At 44.6% G+C, this 22,730-nt stretch carries 21 protein-coding genes; 6 read left to right on the forward strand and 15 right to left on the reverse strand.

Annotated features, from left to right (window positions below; all coding sequences use genetic code 11):
• Window positions 1–31: 31 nt before the first annotated feature.
• The 4 genes from AC0VYQ_RS12700 to AC0VYQ_RS12715 form a co-directional block, all read right to left on the reverse strand.
• Window positions 32–1,075, reverse strand: a complete 1,044-nt coding sequence (locus AC0VYQ_RS12700) for a glycosyltransferase family 4 protein (RefSeq protein WP_088837805.1) — start codon at window positions 1,073–1,075, stop codon at window positions 32–34.
• Window positions 1,076–1,167: 92 nt separating this feature from the next.
• Window positions 1,168–1,974 carry an SLAP domain-containing protein gene (locus AC0VYQ_RS12705; protein ID WP_475403697.1) on the reverse strand — a complete coding sequence of 269 codons (807 nt, stop codon included), beginning with the start codon at window positions 1,972–1,974 and terminating at the stop codon, window positions 1,168–1,170.
• Window positions 1,967–4,360, reverse strand: coding sequence for an accessory Sec system translocase SecA2 (secA2, locus tag AC0VYQ_RS12710; protein ID WP_475403698.1), 2,394 nt, complete (start codon window positions 4,358–4,360; stop codon window positions 1,967–1,969). Before secA2 ends, AC0VYQ_RS12705 begins: the two co-directional genes overlap by 8 nt.
• Window positions 4,361–4,570: 210 nt before the next feature.
• Window positions 4,571–4,972, reverse strand: coding sequence for a Rok-like winged helix domain-containing protein (locus tag AC0VYQ_RS12715; RefSeq protein ID WP_475403699.1), 402 nt, complete (start codon window positions 4,970–4,972; stop codon window positions 4,571–4,573).
• A 301-nt stretch (window positions 4,973–5,273) separates the two neighbouring features.
• Between AC0VYQ_RS12715 and AC0VYQ_RS12720 the strand changes: the two genes are divergently transcribed.
• Window positions 5,274–6,794, forward strand: a complete 1,521-nt coding sequence (locus AC0VYQ_RS12720; RefSeq protein ID WP_475403700.1) for an N-acetylmuramoyl-L-alanine amidase — start codon at window positions 5,274–5,276, stop codon at window positions 6,792–6,794.
• A gap of 335 nt (window positions 6,795–7,129) precedes the next feature.
• Here AC0VYQ_RS12720 and pgmB read toward each other — a convergent pair whose 3' ends face one another.
• The 3 genes from pgmB to AC0VYQ_RS12735 all read right to left on the reverse strand — a co-directional run bounded on the left by pgmB (window position 7,130) and on the right by AC0VYQ_RS12735 (window position 9,432).
• Window positions 7,130–7,792 (reverse strand): beta-phosphoglucomutase, encoded by a 663-nt coding sequence (gene pgmB / locus AC0VYQ_RS12725; protein WP_475403701.1) that lies wholly within the window; start codon window positions 7,790–7,792, stop codon window positions 7,130–7,132.
• A 188-nt stretch (window positions 7,793–7,980) separates the two neighbouring features.
• Window positions 7,981–8,313, reverse strand: a complete 333-nt coding sequence (locus AC0VYQ_RS12730; RefSeq protein WP_475403702.1) for an Asp23/Gls24 family envelope stress response protein — start codon at window positions 8,311–8,313, stop codon at window positions 7,981–7,983.
• 51 nt (window positions 8,314–8,364) lie between these two features.
• The gene (locus AC0VYQ_RS12735) at window positions 8,365–9,432 is read right to left on the reverse strand and encodes an acyltransferase family protein (protein ID WP_475403703.1); all 1,068 of its coding nucleotides are present in this window, start codon (window positions 9,430–9,432) and stop codon (window positions 8,365–8,367) included.
• A gap of 43 nt (window positions 9,433–9,475) precedes the next feature.
• Between AC0VYQ_RS12735 and AC0VYQ_RS12740 the strand changes: the two genes are divergently transcribed.
• Window positions 9,476–10,216 (forward strand): SGNH/GDSL hydrolase family protein, encoded by a 741-nt coding sequence (locus AC0VYQ_RS12740; protein WP_029331492.1) that lies wholly within the window; start codon window positions 9,476–9,478, stop codon window positions 10,214–10,216.
• A gap of 430 nt (window positions 10,217–10,646) precedes the next feature.
• Window positions 10,647–11,114 carry a hypothetical protein gene (locus AC0VYQ_RS12745; RefSeq protein ID WP_475403704.1) on the forward strand — a complete coding sequence of 156 codons (468 nt, stop codon included), beginning with the start codon at window positions 10,647–10,649 and terminating at the stop codon, window positions 11,112–11,114.
• Window positions 11,115–11,166: 52 nt separating this feature from the next.
• Here the strand turns inward: AC0VYQ_RS12745 and AC0VYQ_RS12750 are convergent, their stop codons facing one another.
• On the reverse strand, window positions 11,167–11,775 hold the full coding sequence (locus AC0VYQ_RS12750; RefSeq protein WP_475403705.1) for an alpha/beta hydrolase: 609 nt from the start codon (window positions 11,773–11,775) through the stop codon (window positions 11,167–11,169).
• 259 nt (window positions 11,776–12,034) lie between these two features.
• On the opposite strand from AC0VYQ_RS12750, the gene AC0VYQ_RS12755 reads away from it, so the two are divergent.
• From AC0VYQ_RS12755 to AC0VYQ_RS12765, 3 genes are all read left to right on the forward strand, one after another.
• Window positions 12,035–12,928, forward strand: coding sequence for an ABC transporter ATP-binding protein (locus tag AC0VYQ_RS12755; RefSeq protein WP_475403706.1), 894 nt, complete (start codon window positions 12,035–12,037; stop codon window positions 12,926–12,928).
• Window positions 12,918–14,120: an ABC transporter permease gene (locus AC0VYQ_RS12760; RefSeq protein WP_475403707.1), complete on the forward strand. Its 1,203-nt coding sequence runs from the start codon at window positions 12,918–12,920 to the stop codon at window positions 14,118–14,120. The genes AC0VYQ_RS12755 and AC0VYQ_RS12760 overlap by 11 nt, the downstream gene beginning before the upstream one ends.
• Window positions 14,121–14,184: 64 nt before the next feature.
• A complete protein-coding gene (locus AC0VYQ_RS12765) occupies window positions 14,185–14,619 on the forward strand; it encodes a hypothetical protein (RefSeq protein ID WP_475403708.1) in 435 nt (144 codons plus the stop codon).
• A gap of 57 nt (window positions 14,620–14,676) precedes the next feature.
• Here AC0VYQ_RS12765 and AC0VYQ_RS12770 read toward each other — a convergent pair whose 3' ends face one another.
• The 7 genes from AC0VYQ_RS12770 to AC0VYQ_RS12800 form a co-directional block, all read right to left on the reverse strand.
• Window positions 14,677–15,306 carry a helix-turn-helix domain-containing protein gene (locus tag AC0VYQ_RS12770; protein WP_088837819.1) on the reverse strand — a complete coding sequence of 210 codons (630 nt, stop codon included), beginning with the start codon at window positions 15,304–15,306 and terminating at the stop codon, window positions 14,677–14,679.
• Between the two features lie 25 nt (window positions 15,307–15,331).
• Window positions 15,332–17,209 carry an ABC transporter permease gene (locus tag AC0VYQ_RS12775; RefSeq protein WP_251137129.1) on the reverse strand — a complete coding sequence of 626 codons (1,878 nt, stop codon included), beginning with the start codon at window positions 17,207–17,209 and terminating at the stop codon, window positions 15,332–15,334.
• Between the two features lie 19 nt (window positions 17,210–17,228).
• Window positions 17,229–17,993, reverse strand: coding sequence for an ABC transporter ATP-binding protein (locus tag AC0VYQ_RS12780; RefSeq protein ID WP_475403709.1), 765 nt, complete (start codon window positions 17,991–17,993; stop codon window positions 17,229–17,231).
• Window positions 17,986–18,978 carry a sensor histidine kinase gene (locus tag AC0VYQ_RS12785; protein WP_475403710.1) on the reverse strand — a complete coding sequence of 331 codons (993 nt, stop codon included), beginning with the start codon at window positions 18,976–18,978 and terminating at the stop codon, window positions 17,986–17,988. Before AC0VYQ_RS12785 ends, AC0VYQ_RS12780 begins: the two co-directional genes overlap by 8 nt.
• Complete coding sequence (locus AC0VYQ_RS12790; RefSeq protein ID WP_029331504.1) at window positions 18,975–19,661, reverse strand: response regulator transcription factor; 687 nt, start codon at window positions 19,659–19,661, stop codon at window positions 18,975–18,977. The genes AC0VYQ_RS12785 and AC0VYQ_RS12790 overlap by 4 nt, the downstream gene beginning before the upstream one ends.
• A gap of 81 nt (window positions 19,662–19,742) precedes the next feature.
• Complete coding sequence (locus tag AC0VYQ_RS12795) at window positions 19,743–21,659, reverse strand: ABC transporter permease (RefSeq protein ID WP_475403711.1); 1,917 nt, start codon at window positions 21,657–21,659, stop codon at window positions 19,743–19,745.
• Window positions 21,646–22,407, reverse strand: coding sequence for an ABC transporter ATP-binding protein (locus AC0VYQ_RS12800; RefSeq protein ID WP_475403712.1), 762 nt, complete (start codon window positions 22,405–22,407; stop codon window positions 21,646–21,648). The genes AC0VYQ_RS12795 and AC0VYQ_RS12800 overlap by 14 nt, the downstream gene beginning before the upstream one ends.
• Between the last annotated feature and the right edge of the window lie 323 nt (window positions 22,408–22,730).

The raw sequence follows: 22,730 nt of genomic DNA on the forward strand, positions 1-22,730 counted from the left end.
CCCAAAAATCAAATTTTGAGCGGCTGATTGGTCATTTTGATGTAAGTCGTTCGAGTAAATTCAATAACGGACGATAGCGTTCGCCAAGTAGTCCGAGGGATTCGACTAAGATATCGAGCACAATCAATAACATAATTAACGAAACGAGTGCCCCGATGGAATTGGTTTGTGAAAATAAAATCGCTGTCATGCCGAAAATCGCACACAACCCATAAATCACGAGCACAGCTTGGCGCATCGTAAATCCAAGATCGAGCAGACGATGATGGAGATGGGCTTTGTCTGGTGCGAACGGTGGTTTCCCTTGAAGAACACGCCGGACGATCGCAAACAACGTGTCGGAGATCGGAATCCCGAGCAAGATGACCGGAACGGCAAGCGAGAACAAGGTCACGTTTTTAAAACCAAGTAACGATAAAACCCCGAGCATGTAACCGAGGAATAAGGATCCCGTATCCCCCATGAAAATCTTCGCCGGATAAAAATTATGGAACAAAAAGCCGAGCGTGCTCATCAAGAGTAAAATCGCAACGATCGTCACGTAAACATTTCCTTGGATGACGGCAAGACTGATCAACGTCAACAACACGATGCTCGAGACACCGGCTGCGAGTCCATCCAGTCCATCAATCAAGTTGACGGCATTCGTAATCCCGATGACCCAAAGAAACGTCAACGGCACACTCCACCAACCGAGAAACAGTTGTTGATCAAACGGCAAGTTGATGAATTCGATTCGAATACCTCCATTTAAGACGATGACGGCAGCAACAATTTGCCCCATCAGTTTCAAACGGGCATTCAATTGGAATCGATCGTCGAAGGCCCCCGTCAAAATGATGACGAATCCTCCGACTAAAATATGAGTCGCATAGGGACTCGAAGGTTGCAAAATAAAATAGCCAATCATGAACGCGATATAAATCGCCAACCCACCTAGACGTGGCATGATTCGCACATGTACTTTTCGCGCGTCCGGACTGTCAACGGCACCGACTGCAATCGCAAAGCGTTTTACGACGGGTGTGATCAGTAAGGCCGCGATAAAACAGACGATGGACGCAGTCCATAACATAATAACATCACGCTCCTGCGCAAATTGTATCATAATTTCAATTCGAAAATGCACCGTTCCTATTTTGTAAACAAATGTTTAAGCAATACACCTTATTTTGAAATACGAATAGATAGATGTTCCAAATCAAAGGCTTTCGCTACATCAAGCTGCACTTTAACGGATACAGCCGTCTGAGCTTCAATCGATTTATTCACTTCTACACTATAAGAATTAACGACCATATCTCCGGAATACAATTGTAACGGAAGAGCATCTAGATGAATGACTCGATTGTATCCATTACGGATCAACAACAAGACGATTACTTCCGATTCCGTCTTTTCGACCGATACGCTCAACACATTCAATTCTTCCGTTTGCAACGTTGGTGTCGAATAAAAGGCTTTTTGAATACGGCGGTTCTCTTCTAACAACAGTTCTTCATCCATTTCGAGATGGAACGTCTCTTCTAAGCTGAATAATAATTGTATATTTCCCGGGAATTTTTCAGAATCAGGTATAAAAATTTCGTCTTCGTGAAAATCTAGCCAACACGGTATGCTACTCATGGCGACGAATTCTGGAATGTCTTCTGTCGTTAAGACTTTTCTTCCAATCAATTGTTGGTTCTCATCCAAAACCAATAGAGGGAGACCATCGATATGAAAAGATGTCTCTAACGTATTTCTAAATAAAGAAATGATGGAGACCGGGTAACTCGAAGCATCCACTTGGAGCGCTTCGACAGACAATTGGTTTACACGCAGTGGAGGAAGTTGGTTGGCATGATAACGGAATAAATATTCATCTTCCTTCTCAAGCAACATGTCTTCCGTAAAAATTAATGTTGGTTTAAAAAAATCTTTTGGTTCTGGTGTTGTTTTTTCAATCACAATATTTTTTCTACGATTAAACATCGATTTCATCCCCTTCCACCTCTATCGAGTTGATTTGCTCTTCATGCCACATATATTCAGACAATCGATGTAAGACATAGACAACTTGATATTCAATCTCTGCAATGGTGTAATTAAATATTTCTAACCCTTCCTTTTCATACATTCTTGCCGGTTGTTCCTGCCCATAACCGCGCAGATGAATTCCTTCTTTTAAGGTATTCATCGTCGTTAAATGTTCTGTCCAGTACTCTTCGATGGACGCAAGCAACTGGTCGCGGACTACATCGATGCTTTCTGGATGGGTCAACTGAAGTGCTAAATCTTCTTGATTTTCACGAATACCTTGCACATATATTTTTTTGACCTCTTCAACACTGTCCACATCTTCCGGGAATGTGATGCCAACATTCAATAATTCTGACATTGCTAAAACAAATTCAGATGTTGGCCATTCTTCAACAACGAGATCTTCTGAAAGATATCCTTCGATTAAACGAATAACGCTTCTTTCAACCATTGGAAGGACGAGCGTATCGATTTCTTGCGCATCAATCACTTGATTTCGAATCGCGTAAATCGCAAGTCGGTGCTGATGTAACACATCATCAAGTTTGACGAGTTCTTCACGAATCGAGTAACCGGTCCCTTCACATGTCTCTTGAGCATAGTTCAATAGCTGGTATGCATCTTTATGTGTCACTGGCTGTCCATCATTTACTTTATTTTTCTTCAAAATTTTTTCAAGTCGATCTTTCGCAAAACGACGCACTAAATCATCTTCTAATGAGACAACAAAAACACTCTTACCAGGATCTCCCTGTCGTCCAGAGCGCCCACGTAGTTGGTTGTCAATTCTGATTGATTCATGGCGTTCCGTCCCAATTACAAACAATCCTCCATTAGACTTCGCTGTTTCATCAAGTACGATGTCGGTTCCTCGACCTGCCATATTCGTCGCAATCGTAATTCGTCCTGCTTGCCCAGCCTCTCTAATGATTTCCGTTTCTTGATCGACCGTTTTTGCATTCAAAATCATATATGGTAGCTTGTGGCCATCTAACGCTTTTGCGACCATCAACGATTGTTCGATCGACGTCGTCCCAATCAATATCGGTTGTTTAGTTTGATACGCTTCCTTCGTCAATTCTGCAATCGCTGCATATTTAGCTGCCTTTGTCGCATAAATCAGATCCGGCTCATCTATCCGTAACCGCGGTCGATTTGTCGGGACTTGAACAACATCCATACCATATGTTTTCAACAATTCTTGGCGTGACGTCTGTGCCGTTCCAGTCATACCTGAAATCAACTCATACATTCTAAAGTAATGTTGGATCGTGACTTGAGCAGTCGTCTTGTTTTCTTCCGTAATCTCGATTCCTTCTTTTGCTTCAATCGCTTGATGGAGACCATCGGAGAGGCTACGCCCTTCCATGATCCGTCCTGTGAATAAATCAACCAACTCGATTTTTCCATCTTTGACGATGTAATCGACATCACGATGCATGACGACGTGCGCACGTACAGCTTGGACGATGTAGTGATAGAGCACTTGATGTTCCGCTGCGAATAAATTGTCGATCGCAAATTTTTCTTCGATAAGCGTTATTCCTTCATCTGTCAGCGAGACTGCTTTTATTTCTTCATCATATTCATATTCTTTATCGTTCTCGAACGTTGATACAATCGTTTTCGCGATTGTTTGCAATCCTTCGTGGACAGAACCTTTTCCGGCCATGATAAGTGGCGTCTTTGCCTCGTCAATCAGTATACTGTCGACTTCATCTATAATTGCAAAATAATGAGCGCGTTGAACACGATCTTCTTTCCGACCAACAAGATGATCTCTCAAGTAATCAAATCCAAATTCTGTTCCTACACCATATGTAATGTCCGCAGCATACGCTTTTCGTTTTTCTTCCGGTAATAAGTCAGATACATTTAACCCGACTGTCAGACCTAAATAGCGATGAATTTCTCCGATTTGTTCTACATCCCTCTTCGCCAAATAATCGTTAACCGTAATGACGTGAACACCTTTACCAAACAATGCTTTTGTATAGCTTGGTAACGATGCAACTAGCGTTTTTCCTTCACCTGTTGCCATTTCGGCAATATGACCGTCTAGTAAAGCGAGTCCACCAATCAGCTGTACATCATAGTGACGCATCGATAAGACACGTTTACTCGCTTCCCGAACTAACGCAAATGCCTCCACTGTAATGTCTTCTAACGATGCGCCATCACGTACACGCTGTCGTAATGCCGCACTCGTTTCCTTTAATTGTTTTTCACTCATGGAAGAATAAAGGGGTTCTAATTCATTGATTTGCTTTACTTTTTTATTATAATTTTTAATTCGCTTAGACTGTTCATTAAAGGTATCTTTAATAATTTGAAGCACACAAATTTCTCCTCTCCACGACCATCTTAGATCGGGCTGACATGATTTTAAATTTCCTTTTACATTATATCAGTTAAAATTTGGAACGATAGAGATAAAACCAATATTTTAAAAAACAATTTACTTATTTACTTAAAAAATTACTTTAATTTGGAACAAAACACAAAAAAACGTGTCTTTATTTTTATAAAGACACGTTTTTTTATAAAACTACATAAAAATCGGAACTTCTGCCGATGAATCATATGTATAGATTCCACGGCCAACTTTTTTAATGGCAGGATTTGCTTGTTCAACTTTCGCCATCAATTGATAAATATTACTGATTTGATGACGATAACGGAGTTCTAGTTCAAGTTGTATATCACGAGCAGACATCGATTCACGCTCTCGCATAAGATCACTGATTTGATGTACGTACACTTCCAATGGATAACGTTGGTTAACTCTTCGTTGTTTAAACGGGCGTTCTTGAGTAACTGCAATCTCTTCCGCACTTTCATTATTCATTCGGCTCAATTCTGCAACCAAGTATTCCGCTCTTCTTTGAAGACGTCTATACTCTTCTTCAATTTCCATGAGTTCTCTATAAATGTGCTCGTTAGCATGCATCCACATTACCCTCTTCCCTAAAATTATACTTTAATATTTCAAAAATATTTCAATTGTATGTTTTTTGAAATTATTATACCTCTATTTTTACAAAATGATATATGATTTCCTTAAGTTTTTAACTTTTTTGTAATCTTAACCAAATTATTACCTCTAATTGATTTCCATTTTTATCTTAACAGAAAGGAGACGACATCGAACATAGAAATTATTGTTTTTAACATATAATTTTTAAAGTGATTAACCTAGTAATATAGTTATTTTATATCGTATATACAATCAAAGAAGGAGAAATGTTACCATGAAAAAGCAATTTAATCTGCTTATCTTCAGTACGATTTCAGTTTTAATATTTGCACTATTTTCACCGATGCAGGATGTTTCTGCTGCAAGTGGCACGACCATCTCAAAAGCGACTTATCAAACGCTCTATGCACTTAATTTACGATCTTCTACTACAACGTCGTCAAAGAAACTCCTAACAATCCCAAAAGGAAAAAAAGTTTCTTCTAATTATCGGTCTGGGAACTGGTACAAGGTCACTTACAGTGGCAAAACAGGTTATGTCTTAAGTACTTATTTAAAGAAAGTAACATCCACTTCAAAAGGAACGACATTCACTAAAACCACATACACTACGCTTGACTCACTTAATCTAAGATCATCCGCTTCAGTGAGTGGGAAAAAACTCTTAACGATTCCAAAAGGAAAAAATGTATCTTCTAATTATCGAATCGGCAACTGGTATAAAGTCACTTACAACGGCAAAACAGGTTATGTCTTAAGTACTTATTTAAAGAAAGTAACATCCACTTCAAAAGGAACGACATTCACTAAAACCACATACACTACGCTTGACTCACTTAATCTAAGATCATCCGCTTCAGTGAGTGGGAAAAAACTCTTAACGATTCCAAAAGGAAAAAATGTATCTTCTAATTATCGAATCGGCAACTGGTATAAAGTCACTTACAACGGCAAAACGGGTTATGTTTCCGGGAGCTACTTAAAAAAATCAAGTCCGAACTCAACTTCTGCATCGTTACCAGTGAGTAATGCCGTCGATTATACTGGTTCAAAAATGTATGTTTTAGTGCCATTTAAAACAACAGTCACACTCCGTTCAGGAGCAAGTTCACTTAGTTCATCAATTGGCACACTTCCACGTGGAACAGCTGTAACCGTGTCGAACTCACTTCATAAAACACGCGGTTTTGTAGCAGTAAGAACAGTAGATGGTCGCTTCGGTTATATTGAGTCTACATATCTTACACTCTTCCAACCTAGTATGTCTGCCCGTCCACTAGTAGTGCTTGACCCAGGTCATGGTGGACATGACGTCGGTGCTGCGCGGTATGGCATCTACGAACGAGATATCGTCATGTCCGTTGCGAAATTAGTAGCATCACGTTTATCAAGCAAAGTAGATGTGAAACTAACGCGTTACACAAATGACTATTATCCTTCTTTACCAGAACGTAGCTTAATTTCAAATGCTCACAAAACGAATCTTTTTGTCAGCATTCATATCAATGCCGCTACATCGAATGATGCATATGGCGCAGAAAACTTCTATTACCGTGGCGTCTCTTCCGTCAATCTTGCTAATCAACTCCAACGTAACCTCGTTAATACAATCGGATTACGTGACCGTGGGATCAAGTTCGGAAATCTTTCTGTTTTACGTAATACGAATGCTACTGCCGTCTTGACTGAACTGGGTTTCCTTTCAAACTCCTCAGATCGCGCTAAACTCATGTCATCTTATTACCAGGAAAAGTATGCGGATGCAGTCGCTAATAGTATTCTTTCTTCACTCTAAAAAACCAAGTCCTCTTACTTCAAACATAAGTAGGAGGACTTGGTTTTTCTTACAATTTGAAATGTGTTGACAACATAAGTATGCTCTCACATCGCGGAAATTTGCTTTTCGTTTTGGAAGCGATTCAAGACAGAACGCGCTCTAAATCATTTGAATGGCGCATCTCTTTTCCAGCGACTCCTGCGGGAAAAGCAACGAAAAAAGGCACTTTTATCTCCCGATATCACTTTGTCTACACGCAAAAAGGACCGCTCAGGGAAGCGGTCCTTTTTGACTCACATGAAAAGAGATCAATCAGATGAAACAACGAACCATCAGGGAATGGAACGTTGTCGTTAGCGACTAGCTAAGATTTGCTCAAGGGAAAGCAAATCTGTCGAATCGACACGATGGTCTGCCTCATGTAACGTCGTTTCCGGTCCGACGCCGACAGCATACATGCCTGCCGCGTGGATGGCCGTAATACCGGCTGCTGCATCTTCTACACCGATACAGCGACTCGGGTCGACGTCAAGCGCTTCAGCTGCCCGTAAAAACACTTCAGGGTGTGGTTTAGACTGAGCAACTGTTGCCGCATCGACGATATCATCGAAATAGTGTCGGACCTTTAGTGCCTCAACGACCGTCAGCGCGTTTTTCGAAGCCGACGCCATACCGATTTTCAGCCCAGCAGCCCGAATTTCATCCAAGAACGAAATAATTCCCGGAAGAATATCTTGTTCTGAGATATGTTGAATCAACTCGACGTAGTTCTCGTTCTTTTTCGTCGCAAGCGCGTTTTTCTCGGCTTCCGTGAAAGCATGCTGCTTTCCACCGAGCGCCAAGATCCGCTCTAACGAATCGGTCCGACTTACACCTTTAAGTGTTTCGTTGAAATCCCGGTCGAACGGAATCTCAAGCTCCTCTCCGAGTTGCTTCCACGCTAAGTAATGATACTCGGCTGTATCGGTAATCACGCCGTCTAAGTCAAAAATAACCGCTTCAATCGTTGGTGCCATCCGACATCCATCCTTTCATCCATCGTACATGAAAGACAAGAAATCGAATGATTTGCGCAAACGATTGCACTTGCCTCAAGAAATATTTTACCTCCTCCAACCTTTTTTTGCAAGCGCTATCAAAAAATATTCTGTAAAAAACTACTGATGAAAAACTATCATCAGTAGTCGTCTTTTCAGAATATAAATCATCCCTTTAACAAACCAATGACTCGAACATTCACTGCTTTCGGTGGGAATGCCAACATGTTTTCCATGTCTTGCACAATCCGTTCTTGCACTTTACCTGCTGTCTTGATGATCGACATACCATACTTGATATGAACAGCCAGGCTGACCGTAATCTCGCCTCCGACATCTTCGACCTTAACGAGCTTGACCATTTGTTTTTCTTGCAGCTTCGAATCATCTTGCGTAAATGCGATACCTTCTGTTTCCTTGACGGCAACTCCGGCGATGACCTCGATTACTTGCTGAGAAACGTTTACGACACCATCCGCGTTGTTTAAGTTATATGACATACTTTCCACGCCCTTCATCTATTAATCCATCTACTTTAAAGTGTATAGCATTTAACCCTTTTTTGAAAGGTCTTCCCGCTTCTCGACAATCGGACGGATGTCGATTTCAATCAATGGACGTAACATCCGAACAACCGCCGGGTGAACGATGATTCCGACGATTAAAATCGCAACGCCAAAAATGATTAACAGGGCGACCCAAGGTTTTGTTACAAATGCATCCGTTACATATTGTCGCCAAGCCATGACGAAGAATACGTGTAAAAGATAAACGTAGAGACTCAGCTCCCCTGCCCGGGTAACGAGTGGTAGCCTGCGCATCGGCACAAGCATCATGAACCCGAGTGACGCCGTGATCGATAAGAAATAGATGACGCTATGCTTCAGTACCCCGACCCAGGCATCACTATCATATTGTTCGACGTAAGGAAAACGATGTTTGAAGGCATTTGCAAGATCGACGACTTCTTGCGGTGTATCCCGCCAGGCTTGAAACAATAAAAAACCGACGACGGAAGTGAACGCGAGTCCGCCCAGCAACCGGACGTTCATCCGACGTTTGAAATTTTTTGGCATCTCAAAAATCCGGATGAACTCGTGTTCCGAGAGATAGTTCCCTAATAAGAAAAACGGATAGAACATGATTAACTTCCGTAATGCCAGGAATCCTGTATTCTCAAGTTCGAAGCCATATAACAGGGCGAACGCTAAACCGAACCAGACATACCCTCTCAAGTGCACGACGTATGGTGTGACGATGTACCAGACGACCATGACGAACAAATACCAAAGCGCCCAGTACGGACGCAACAAATGCGTCCCAATATTTTGACCGGAAAATAAGGGTAACCCTTCCCCGAAGGTTGCCCACGACCCGATTAAAATTTGCCAGACACAATAGACGGCAAATAATTGAATCACCCGTAAGTACTTGTTTTCGCGAAAGAAGTAGCCACTCAAAATGATGAATAATGGCATGTGGAACGAATAAATAATTAAATAGACCGTCTCGAGCACTTTGCCATCATAGTCGAACCGAATATCAGTCAGCATATGACCAATGACAACGAAAATGACAAGAAATCCTTTAATATTGTCGAACCATGGATTTCGATTCATGTTACACTACCCCTTATACTCCTCTGAAAGGAACGATTGTTTTATGAAAAAAGCACTATTGATTCTCTCGGTTGTCATAAACATCGTTCTCCTTGCACTACTGTTCGGACGTAAACCCCTTGATTTAATCGAAGACGTCTTTCCTGCAATGAGTTCGAAACCTGTTACGACATTCCAATACACAAAAAACTCCAACTATGTCCGATTGAATAGTCTCTTCCATACTTATCAATACCCAAAATCTCCGAATGCTGTCATGTTAGGTGATTCGATGACACATTTTGGCGACTGGCGGATTTTGATGAATGATTCATCGATCGTTAATTTCGGGATTCCCGGTGATACGACGGAAGGATTTTTGACACGACTTGACTTAATTCTTGAGTTAGAACCAAAACAAGTTTTCGTGATGGGTGGTATCAATGACATCCGGCACTTTACACCCGTCTCTAAGATTACAGAGAATATGACGACAATCGTGACGACACTCCGAAAAAATAACATCGACGTCGTCATCCAGTCAACGGTCCCCGTCGCACCGAAATACTCCGACTCCGTCCGGGTCAACCGTGAAGTCGAAGCGTTGAACCGTAATTTAAAGCAGCTCGCAGAATCGGTCGATGCCGACTTCGTCGATTTACGGCCGGTCTTGACGAACGATCAAGGATACCTCCAAAATCGCCTCACGTATGATGGGTTGCACCTCGTCGGTGGCGGTTACTTGCGGTGGAGCGATGCCTTAAAACCGTATGCAGAAAAGATAGACGTCACAGAAAATAAATAAGTTAAATCCGGTCGATCCGAATGATGCGTTTATCATTCGGATTGGCTTTTATTGTATTCCGAAATCTAAAAAGGACGATTCCGACAGCGGAATCGTCCTTTGAGCTTGTCAAGATGCGATTCGGTGAAGCTGATGCCTGACCAATTCTTAGTCTTCTTGATTTTTAACGCCCATGTACGCAGCAACGCTTGAAGCTGTGAACACAGCGATTGCGACGATACCAACCGCGATCCAAACGACTTGATCCACCATCTGTTTTCCTCCTTTAATGTAACCGTTCACTTTCTTTTTTTAGCGTACACGAAAATCGTCAAGAAAGAAACACATTTTCCATGTCTAATGACTGGACGTTTAGGGAAAAAGTAACTATAGTAGAAGGACAACTATAAATTGTCAGAAAATTCGATTATTTCACAAGGAGGTGATTCTGATGGCCACTCCACTCTTGAAACCGAAACTCATGATGCAACGACGAAGTACACTAAACTTTGGTTATTGGCTCGTCATCGGGCTCATTGGTTGGATGATGCTCAGCTTAGTCACAGGACTTCGTGATGTCCTGACAAGTCTTCCTTTGTATGAAACAATTCCACTGACACTTCTGATCATTTTTGTTACTGGCGTTACTTTAAAAATACTTCGCGATGAATGGTGGATTCGTTATCTCAATCGGCAAAAGCAATTCTATATCGGTCAAGAAACCGTCCTGACGTGGTGTTCGATCATCGACAGTATGTGGCTCGTCCGCAAACCGATGCGTCGCGAACTCCGCCACCTGTACAAACACATCACGCAGACGAAAATCTCTGAAGAGGCAAAAGAGACACTTGCAATGCAACTCGTTGAGCGAGGAATCTTGATTGTTTATTCTCGTCCGAAAAGTGACCATCCAGCTTAAGAAAAAAGCATTGAGAACTCAGGATTCTGCCCCTTGAGTTCTCGATGCTTTTTCATTGTGTCAATTGATTGTTTAACCAGGATGCCGCGCTTTCAATCGTCGGCATGACGAGCTGATGTCCTTGATTCGACCATGCCACGTTAACTTGTGCTCCCGCACCTTCGAACAGCTCTTTTAGTTCTTCCGTCTCACTCGCGGCACAAATCGGATCGTTCATACCTGCGCCGATAAAGACGTTGACCCCCATACTATCCGGTAATTTAACGCCACGACGCGGCACCATCGGATGGAGCAAGATTGCATGTGCAAACAAGGCTTCTTCGAACATCATGTTCGCTGCGATATTTGCCCCATTCGAGTAACCGACGGGAATTAATTCCTGAACGGAAAATTGATACGTCTCACTTTTTTCCTTGATGAATGCCATCAATTCTTTTGTCCGTAAGGCTAAGTCGGCTTCGTCAAAGACGCCTTCTGCCAAGCGTTTAAAGAAACGCGGCATCCCATTTTCCGCGACTGCTCCACGAACGGAGAGATAGCCGGCATCTGGATGAAGTAATTGGACGAGTCCGATTAAATCTTGCTCCGATCCACCCGTGCCATGGAGAAGCAAGAAAATCGGTGCGCCTTGTTTTTTAGGTTGTTCAAAAAGATGTATCATACGAGTCTCCCCTTCTTGACTGTGATTGGTGCGGCATGTTGCGTTCGTTGCGATTTTACGAAGAATTCGCCCCGATCGTGGAAATAAAGCTGTTCCTCACTTTTTGTTCATTCCCTTTAACACGATAATAGTAACTAAATTACTAAAAGTAAACAAAAATGCTCAATTGTATACCTTTTAAAATGGAACCTTTAACCAGTTTTAACGTAAGGGTACAATGTAAAGAGAAGTGACTACTTAGTCTGCCAAGGAGGTTCACATGCTAGAACTACAGAACATCACAAAACAGTTCGGCGAGTTTACAGCCGTCGATGAGCTATCGTTTCAAGTTCCGGAAGGACAGATTTTCGGATTACTTGGCGCGAATGGTGCCGGAAAGACGACGACGTTCCGGATGCTACTCGGTATCTTACAGCCGACGACCGGATCAATCACATGGAAAGGGAAAGCCATCCCCCTCTCGCAAATCGGCTATTTACCAGAAGAACGCGGTCTTTATCCAAAGATTCGGGTGGACGAGCAATTAATCTTTTTAGCCGAGCTTCGTGGGATGCGGCGTAAAGAGGCTAAAGCGTCTCTGTTGGCATGGTTGGATTACTTTCAAATTCCTCAGTATGAAAAGATGCGTGTCGAACAGCTGTCTAAAGGGAATCAGCAAAAAATCCAATTGATTTCTGCGGTCCTGCACAAGCCGGATCTGTTGATTCTCGATGAACCGTTCAGCGGACTTGACCCTGTCAACGTCGAACAACTTAAAAAAGCGGTCCGGAAACTGACGACGGACGGGACGACGATTGTCTTCTCAAGTCACCGGATGGATCATGTCGAAGAATTATGCGAACATGTCGCGATTTTAGATCATGGAAAACCCGTTGTCGCCGGTTACTTACCAGACATCAAGGCAGGTTACGGAAAAACGCGTGTTTTGTTAGCAACTGATGCCCCACCATTGTTATGGGATGCACTGCCTGGTATTTTACAGGTCGAGACGGAAGGCACCGGCTACACGCTCCAAGTCGAATCGAAAGAAGCCGCCGACGGATTACTTCGCCATTTAATTACAGAAGGTTTCCACGTCGAACGTTTCGTCTGGGATCAACTCTCCCTACAGGACATCTTCATCGAGGAGGTCGGAAAACGTTATGAACCGTAAATTTATTACCCTGTATCGCTTTAGTCTATTACAAAAATTGCGGTCGAAAAGTTTTCTCATCTCGACTGTGTTACTTGTCGTCTTTTTAGTCGGTCTGACGAACATCGAACGGATCATCGATTGGTTTTCAGGAGATGACCCTAAAATCGCCGTTGTCAGTTCACTTGATGCAGACATCATTCCTGTTCTAAAGGAAAGTGGCATTAAAACCGACGTCGATAAAAAAGACTTCACCTTAAAAGAAGCACGTGACGTCGTAAAAAAAGGGACGTATGATGCCGTTGCACTGATGACCGATGATCCTTACGCCGTCACATTGATTAGTGAAAGCCCGGAACAGCAACTTCAGATGCAACTGTCAGCCGCCCTGAAACAAGTGCGTGATCAGCGTATCATTGCCGAAGCGGAAATCGATCCTACACTTCTCGCCTCGATCGCCGAGCCTGTCGCGATGAAGCAGGAACTGACGTCAACCGGCGGAAAAAGCGAAGAGGAACTGTTCGCTGCTTCTTCCCTCGTCTATATTTTACTCTTTTTGATGTACTTTACGATTGCGATTTACGGAGGGATGATTGTCTCAGAAATTGCGAATGAAAAATCATCACGGGTCATGGAACTCTTGATTTCTGCCGTCAGTCCTATCCAACACATGCTTGCTAAAATTCTGTCGATTGCAACGGTCAGTATGATTCAACTTTCACTCCTCATCCTCGTCGGTTACTACAGTGGGAAGCAGAGTAGTCTGTTTGATCGTTTAGCACTTGATTCACTTGGCATCCGAACAATCAGTTACTTATTCTTGTTCTTCTTACTCGGGTATTTTCTCTATGCGACGTTACTTGCAGCATTAGGGTCACTCGTCAGTCGGGTCGAAGATGCGCAGCAAGTGACGTTGCCGGTCATCATGTTGATCGTCATCGCCTTCACGATTTCGATGTTCAGTCTGAATGCTCCGACGAATCAAGCGGTCGTCGTCTTATCATTCATTCCGTTCTTCACCCCGATGTTGATGTTCTTACGGGTCATGCTGACAGACGTCCCGATGTGGCAAGTCGTCTTGTCGGTCGGCTTGATGGGTGCGAGTATCGCCCTTGCCCTGTTCGTCGGAACGAAATTTTATCGAGGCGGTGTTCTGTTCTATGGATCGAACCCGCTCAAGCAACTGCGACGTATTTTAAGTGGTCGTCAGTAGTGGTTTACAAGATGAGGCGTTTCCGCTATCGTTAAGTGAGAAAAACTTTAGGAGGAACTACGTTATGCGGTCTCGTTTTTGGGCAGCTATTTTATTCACCGCTGCCGCCATCGTCTCGTCCCTTGTCATGTTTACGAAATTTCCACAAGCGAGCGAGACGTGGAAGCTCGTCCTTGCCTATGGTGGCATGACGTTTGTCGTCAGTCTATTTTTCTGGTCGTTCGTCGCTATCCGCATTCAATCATCCCGCCTCTTCGGAAGTTGGATGGGAATCTTCATCGCCGGCACGACGGTGTTACTCGTTTGTATCGCTCGGTTTGTGATTCGTGGAGATTTCATGATGGTCTTCAAATGGCAACCTATGCTTGGTAGCTTGACGCTCAACTTTGGATACGTCGGATGGGTTCTCGTCATCGCGAACGCAATCATCGGCTTCATCATCGGGCGGACACGTCAAAAAAGCCGAGTCTCTCATCACCAAGTTCCACGACGATCATAAAACAAATGCCGCCTCTTCTTCAGGAAGGGGCGGCATTTTTAACGAAACGACTTCGCATCACTTTCGATGATAGCGCATTCGTTCAATCTGATTACTATACTGGGTGTAACACGTCGTTCGCTCGGTCGTTTCTCCCTCAGTCAAACGATCTAAATACTCGTCGAGTTGAATCATCGAGGGGAGTTTATCCTCGAACATCTCAAACGTTCCCCGCGCTTCTTCCCGACGAAGCTCTCCGGCCTCCATGACCGACTCGACCAGCTCGTGAAAGATACGCTGTTCCGTCGTACTCATCGTCTGTTCAATTCGCTTTACGTCATCATCATACATCAAGTCAAACATCCGCATCCGTTCTTCGAGTTGTTCTTCGATGACGGACTCATCCTGACCCAGTGTCTGTTCGTACGCTAAACGCATTTCCTCGAGCGGTGTGCTGTCCTGCATGACGAACTTCAACGATTCCCCTGTCCAAATATGCCGCGCCAAATAACTCGAATCGATTTGTAAAACTTCTGCTAACGACTCGATGTAGGCTTTCGTCGGGTAGACCTCACTTAATTCTGTTCGTCGAATGAAATAAGGTGCGACACCCAGGTTATCTGCTAACTGATCAATCGAGATTCCGGCGCGTTCCCGCAAAATCCGAATCCGGTCCCCGTACCCTCGATATGGTGAATGATCCAGCATATTCTCCCTCCTCGCTATGCTCTTATCATACCCTTGAATCCGGTATCGGATACATCGAACTTTCGCATGATTTTTGAAGCAGGTGTCGTGGGTACCGAACCCAGAGCGGGAAGATGCTTCCGATATAACAAAACGTGACGATTCCAATCCATATCAAGGAAACACCGAACAGGGGACCCATTTTAAGACCCGCCTCGGAAATGATGGCTTGGAACAACAACCAGGCATGAAATACGGAAATCAAGTATGGAATCATTAAGACCGCTCCATATTTCACAAGTAAAAACGTTCGGACACTCCGACGATCGAAACCGAGGGCAAACAGCGTCTTCAATCGTTTTTGTTCTTGTTCGGCCGTCATCTGCATCCAGACGTGGAGGAAACTCGCGTTGATGACGAAGAGCCAGACCGTCAGTAAAATGACGACGAATGAGACGAGACGGACAATCCGAATCCCATCGAGTTCATCTTCTGTTTCATTGATTAATTGATACGGCGCCGCCGCTTCGTTAGTCATCTTCGATTTCGACTGAATTTCCCGGACGATTGACATCCAGTCATCCCAAGCCCCTGTCCCGTAATCCCGATAGGCTGGCGTTTCAAAGACACGAATCCGGGCGAGGGGCTGTGCCAGTTCGTTGAAGCGCTGATCACTGATGACAAACAGCGTTTCGATGCGATAGTTATAACCGAACAAGAGGCGGTGTTTAGCCGGGGTTACTAATCTGTATCCAGCTTGTTCCATCGCCTGTCGCGCTTTTTCCATCGTCGGTGTCTGTTCTTTTAACTGAACGGGACGGGCTGGAATTTGAAGCGCCTCACGGTCGTTCAGCTCGCGTCGTTTCTGTCCCAGCTCGTTTAATAATTGATTGTAGTCGGATAAAGGCAACACGTAACGTGTCCCCTTCTTTTTCAGACGAACTTCCTGCTGATATTTTTCCGGGAATGTCGCTTCCATCGTCTCTTCAATCTTTTGCAAGCGTTCGGACTGCTCTTTCGACTCTTCATAATAGACGAGTCCAAAATGATTTTGTGAAGATAAGTCTAACCCGACTACTTGAAAGATGAAGACGAGCCCGACTGCCGTTAGTCCACATGACGTCAAAATCGTCCCAAGGGCAACGAGGGTGCTATTCGTCCGGAGCTGTGTCGCAATTTCAGAAAGGATGAGTTTACGTAACGACAACGTCCGGGGACGATACAGTTTCATCAACGTCGGTAACACATAACGGCAAATGAAAAAGGAACCGATAAAAATGACGAATGGAAACAACAAAACAAATCCGGTTTGTTGGACAAATGCTAATACATACCCGTAGAACAGCAGAAGAATCGCCAGGACGCGCAGCGACATACGAAAGCGGCGTCTCCATGTTGAACGTGTCCGAATGGGGCGATCCGGACGGAATCGATAGATTGCGAGTACTGTCGCCGTTAAGAGAACAAGGAGTGCCCCGGCGATGAGTACTAAAAACGACAGTGCAGAGATTTCAATATCGAGTCGTGGTAAAAACATCACTTTTTCGATTGCCAGCAACATCAGTTTCGTCAAGACGACTCCAAGCAACAGCCCAGCCGAAATCGCTAATCCGCCGACAAGGAGAACCTCAATGAGGAAGTACTTTAAAAAGTGCGAAAATCCGCTCCCGAGCGTCCGCATGACGCGTAAATCATTTTTACGGTGTTCAAGCATCGTATACGTCGTCGCATAGATGAACAGGATACTGAAAAACAAAATAATCAGTTCCGCGATAAAAACAAAAATCATCGTCAGTTCAATGACTTGATTCAATTGACTTAAGACTTTTGCGATATTTTGGAACGATGCACTCGTCACCAGGTTCCAGTAACTCGTCGAAATCGTCATCGCAATGATGATCGTCAATGCGTATCCGTAATACAAGCGTTGATAACGCTTAATGTTACGTAGGGCGTATTGTAGATAATTGATGTTCGTCCCCTCCTAATAACGACAGCGACTCGATGACGCGTTGAAAGAAGACACGACGCGGTTCGTCACGAAACAACTCGGTTTGAATGTTACCATCCTTTAAAAACAGGACGTGGTTACAATACGAGGCGACCGTCGGGTCATGGGTGACGATGACCATCGTCATCCCGGCTGCATTTAACTCAGCAAGTAATTCCATTACATGTTTTGTCGCTTGGAAATCGAGTGCACCGGTCGGCTCGTCGGCCAACATCAAACGCGGAGCATGAATTAAAGCACGCCCAATCGCAGCGCGTTGGCGTTGTCCTCCGGATACTTCATCCACCTGTTTGTCGAGTAGCTCATCGATTTGGAGACGCTTTGCAAGGTGGAGCATCTCCTCTCGCGCGCGCTTCGTCTTTTTCCCAGACAGCATCAACGGAACGAGCATGTTTTCACCAAGCGTCAACGAATCGAGTAGATTGAACTCTTGAAAAATGATTCCGAGTGTCTCACGCCGAAAGCGCGTCGTTTCTTTTCGTTTGAAGGTCGATGTATCAATGCCCTCCATCAAAATCGAACCCCAGCTCGGTTGATCGAGCGTCGCCAGTAAGTTGATCAGTGTCGACTTGCCACTTCCGGACGGTCCCATCACCGCGACCATCTCGCCTTCCTCGACACGGAAATTCAAATCCGTCAGCGGTTGTTCCGTTACTTTTCCTGCATATACTTTCCCAAGCTGTTTGACTTCAATCATCCGTTCGTCCTCCTACAAGCTTCAATCGACACGTCGTCCCTTGGCCTTCCAGACTGTCCAGTTCAATTTCATGCCCGAGTTTCGTACAGACCTGCCAGACGAAATAAAGTCCCATTCCGGTCGACTCTCCGTAACGCCGTCCATTTTCACCCGTGAAGAAGGCGTTGAAGACACGCGGCAAGTCACGCTTCGGAATGCCGACTCCATCATCAATCAATATCAGCACGACTTGTCCGTCGCGTTCCATCGCCCGAATCAGGACTTCTTTACCATGTCCCGTCGTGTATTTGACAGCGTTTGTCAACAGTTGAAGTAACAAAAAGCGGAACCATTTAGCATCTGTATACACGTATAAGGACGGTTCGATTTCAAGCTTCGGATAGACTTTATTTTTGACAAACAGTCGTTTTTCTTGATTGATGATGTCCATGACGAGGACACGGAGATTAAGTTGCTCCGCCTTCAAATCCGTCTCGATTGCTTCGAGGCGTGACGAATACAACATTTGATCAAGACCTGTCCGTAGTCGTTCGACTTCGTGCCGCAGATCTGTCCGGTAATCTTCACCCGGATGTTCAAGAATCAGTTCGATGACCGAGAGCGGCGTCTTCATTTGATGAATCCACTGATCGACGTACCGGTGCCGTTCTTTTTCTTTCCGCCGTTCAGCAAACAAACTGTTTCGAAAAATCGTTTGTTGCCGTTCTAAAAATTGTTCGACTGCTGCAGCGATCGGTTCCTCACTGCCGGGGCGAATCGGTTCTGCAACCGAGGTAATCGGATTTTGTAATCGTTTAAGCAGTGGCAACATACTAAAAAAGCGATAGCTTAAATAAATGATGAGCGCGATTGTATCAAGTAAGATGATATAGAAAAACGCTGCGGGTTGATAAAGATCGTATAACCATAAGACGAGAAATAAGCCGACCAGTTGAACGATGAAAAACAGCAGTCCTGGAATCGTATAACGAAAAAACAGTTTCATTTTTCAAGCACCAGGCGATACCCGACTCCCCGGACCGTCTCAAGCCCTGACACGCCGATTTCTGTCAAACGTTTACGAACACGCGTAATATTGACGTTCAATGTATTTTCATCGACGAAGGCTTCATCATCCCAAATTCGTTCGAGCAGGTCTCCCCGGCTGACAATCCGCGGGCTAGCCGTCAGTAACATTTCTAAAATCAAACCCTCTTTTTTCGATAGTTCGATCGATTGATCACCATGTTCGACGATATACCGATCTAAATACAACGTGATGCCCGCCTTCACGACGGTCCGTTCATCATTCTCACTTGATAACGTCCCGTACGCCCGCCGAATTTGACTTTTGATTTTCGCGATGACAACGGCTCCTTGGAACGGTTTGACGATGTAGTCATCCGCCCCATATTCAAGTGCCATGACTTGATCCATTTCTCCGACTCGCGCCGAAATGAACAAAATCGGGGCACGGGTTTTTAAGCGAAGCTGCCGGCACCAATAAAAGCCGTCGAACTTCGGAAGGTTCACATCAAGCAGGATGACATCCGGCTTCGTCTCTTCAAAACGTGCCGCGACATCACCAAATCCATCTTCGTGAATGACACGGAAATCATACCGTTCGAGCAACTCTTGAAGTAACTCCGCGATTTTTTGATCATCTTCCACTAATAAAATTGTTTCCATCGAATGATTCATCTCCTTCGTTATCTATCATACCGAACAAAAAAAGGACTGGAAACGATTATTCGTTTCCAGTCACCGTCGTCACATCACAATCCGCCGGTACGCTCGGACAGTCATGAAGTAATACACAAAGTAGACGACCGTATAACAGCCAATCGCAAGGACTGTCGGCATGACGATGTTGTAGTTGAGTAGTTTTTGGAGGACTTGCATCGCAAAGATGCTGTGAATGAGTCCAAGGAGGTACGGTAGGGAGAAGACAAATCCGACGAGGCGACGAATGATACTCACCTGTTCGCCTTGCGCCACCCCAACCTTTTGAATGATCGCAAAACGGTGCTTTGATTCTTCTGCTTCCGCAAGCATCTTGAAGTAGATGATTGAACCTGTCGCGAGCAGGAAGACGAGTCCGAGGAACCCGGCAGCAAATGCGAGCAGCCCTGTCGTCGCCGTCGTTATCGCGTAGACCGGATAATAGGCCGCCATGTCCGTTTCCGCCTGCTTTCCGTAAAGTGCCTCGAGTTTCTTCATCAACCCGTCATCCGTCCGTTCATCTGAAAATTGATAATTCGTCAGCATCCATGCACGCTCCGGCATCATCGCGAAGGCATCGTCCGAAACGACGAACGCCAATCGTTGTTTCTCATAGAGTTGAGCGATCGGTAAATCCGTTTCACCCGTGATGCGAAAGGACGAATGGATGTCGTTTATCTTGATTCCAACGGGTGACTTGACTCGTTCCTGCAACAAGTCGTTTCCTTTGAATGTCTCGAGGACAATCGCCTCACCTTGTTGCGGCTCAGGTAAGACACGTTTTCCGTTCGCCTTCGCTAGTCTGCCGTAGTCTGAATAATTGATGTAGCTGAATTGTCCTTTTGAACCGTCCATCGCATATGTCCGGTAGTACTTCGTCAAATATAACGGATTTGGTAACTCTTCCATCTGATGGTCGACATTTTTGACGTTGACCATCGTCCGCTGTTCGATGGTTTGATTCGATTCCTTAATCAATTGCTCTGCCTCCGGTCGTTTACTCGCAACCGATAAACTGTATGGCATTTGTTGCTCGACCGTTCGATCGATGAAATAGTAAATCGATGTCGCTGTTCCGACCGTCGTCAGTGTGACTGCCGTGATGACAGTAATCGTTGATAACATGACAGCATTCGACTTGACGCGTGACAGCAATTGACCATGTAAAATCAAATTCGTTCCTTCGAAGTGACGTGCCTGTTTACTGAGAACACGCAACAAGAAAATCGTAAAGTAACTCATCGTCCCGAATGTTCCGACGATGATACAAACTATCAAGAGTGGCGCGACTACAGTAAAGTGATCGAGCAGCGGCTGCCCCGTCAGGTAATAACCGAATCCAATCAATAGAAGAGAAAGGACTGCGAGAATCGGATGGACTTTCGGAATCACTTCGACTTGTTGGTTTGCTTTGAATAGTTCAATCAAGGTGAAGCGATAAATTGTTCGTGCCGATCGCAGAGCAATCAATAAAAAAATGACCAAAAACACGGCAATCGTCTGACCCATTGCAGCGAGGCTGATCGTAAACGTCGCTTCGATATCGATTGCCATGACATGCGCAAGCAGTTGAACAAAGTATTTTGAAGCAACCGTCCCTAGAGCGGTCCCGATGATCAATCCGACCATTCCATATCCCATCGTTTCAATAAAGATCAGTTGAGCGATTTGTTTTCGCTCGAGTCCAAGTAACGCATATAAACCAAGTTCTTGTTTACGACGTCGTAAGAAAAAGTCACTCGAATACCAAATGAAAATCGTCGAGAACACGGCCAAGATGATACTCGATCCCGTAAAGACCGTCCCGAGCTTACCGTACATCTCATTTGCGTTCAGCATCGCTTCGTTCGAACGAATCGCTAAAAACGTGTAATAAATCAAAATCGCGAATGTGACGGCACCTAGATACATCATATTGTGCCGGATGTTCTTTAAATTACGAAAAGCTAATTTAGACAAACTCACGTGCTGCACCCCCGAGTTCGCGTTGGACTTCCATGATTTGTTCGAAAAATTCCTTTTGCGTCCCAAACCGATGGATTTCTCGGAACAGCTCTCCATCTTTGACAAAGACAATGCGTTCCGCGTATGACGCCGTGACAGGATCATGGGTCACCATCAAAATCGTTGCCCCTTGTTCATTCAGCGTCTCGAGGGCTTCGAGTAACCCTGTCGCTGACTTTGAATCGAGTGCTCCCGTTGGCTCATCGGCTAAGAGGAGTGATGGTTGGTGGATGATTGCACGTGCTGCTGCGACGCGTTGTTTTTGACCACCTGAAAGTTCGACCGGACGTTTCTTCAACAAATCTTCGACTCCAAGTTGCCGCGCCACTTGTTCAACACGCAACACAATCATCGCTTTGTCGACACGTGCCAGCGCAAGCGGAAGGGCAATGTTTTCTTCGACCGTCATCGTGTCGAGTAAGTTAAAGTCTTGGAAGATGAAACCCAGTCGTTCCCGACGAAACCGTGCCAATTGTTTTTCAGTCATGCTCGTGACATCTTCACCATTAATCGAAATCATACCTTCACTCGGTTGATCAATCGTCGATAAAAGATTCAACAGTGTTGATTTACCAGCTCCTGAAGGACCCATGATGCTGACGAACTCCGCTTCATGTACCGTCAATGATGTCGGTTTTAGTGCTTCATGCCGCGCCATTTTGGTTTGGTATACCTTCGTGATGTTCTCTGCATTTAAGATTGTTTTCATATTCTATTCCTCCTGAAGTCGATTCGTTACCTTCAGTCTACCGAGCGTTCACGTTTTGAGGGATTGCGTTAACTTTCAATCGACTTACAAAACAGTAAGGTTTGGTCGGAGTATGAAACAGGGAGAAGCTTTTTCGGCCGGATACTCCTTTTTCGGCATATTAAAAACTCCCTCATCTCGTAAGATAAGAGAGTTTCAGACTGTAGACAAAGTGCTATCGGAGATCAAGCGTCTTTTTTCGTTGCTTTCCTCGGGCGAGGCGCAAGCCGTTGCTCCTTGGTCCTCGCGGACAACGAGCAGGGTCTTGCCTTCCTCTGAAAGTG

This window comes from Exiguobacterium sp. QJM3NY_9 (assembly GCF_056173545.1).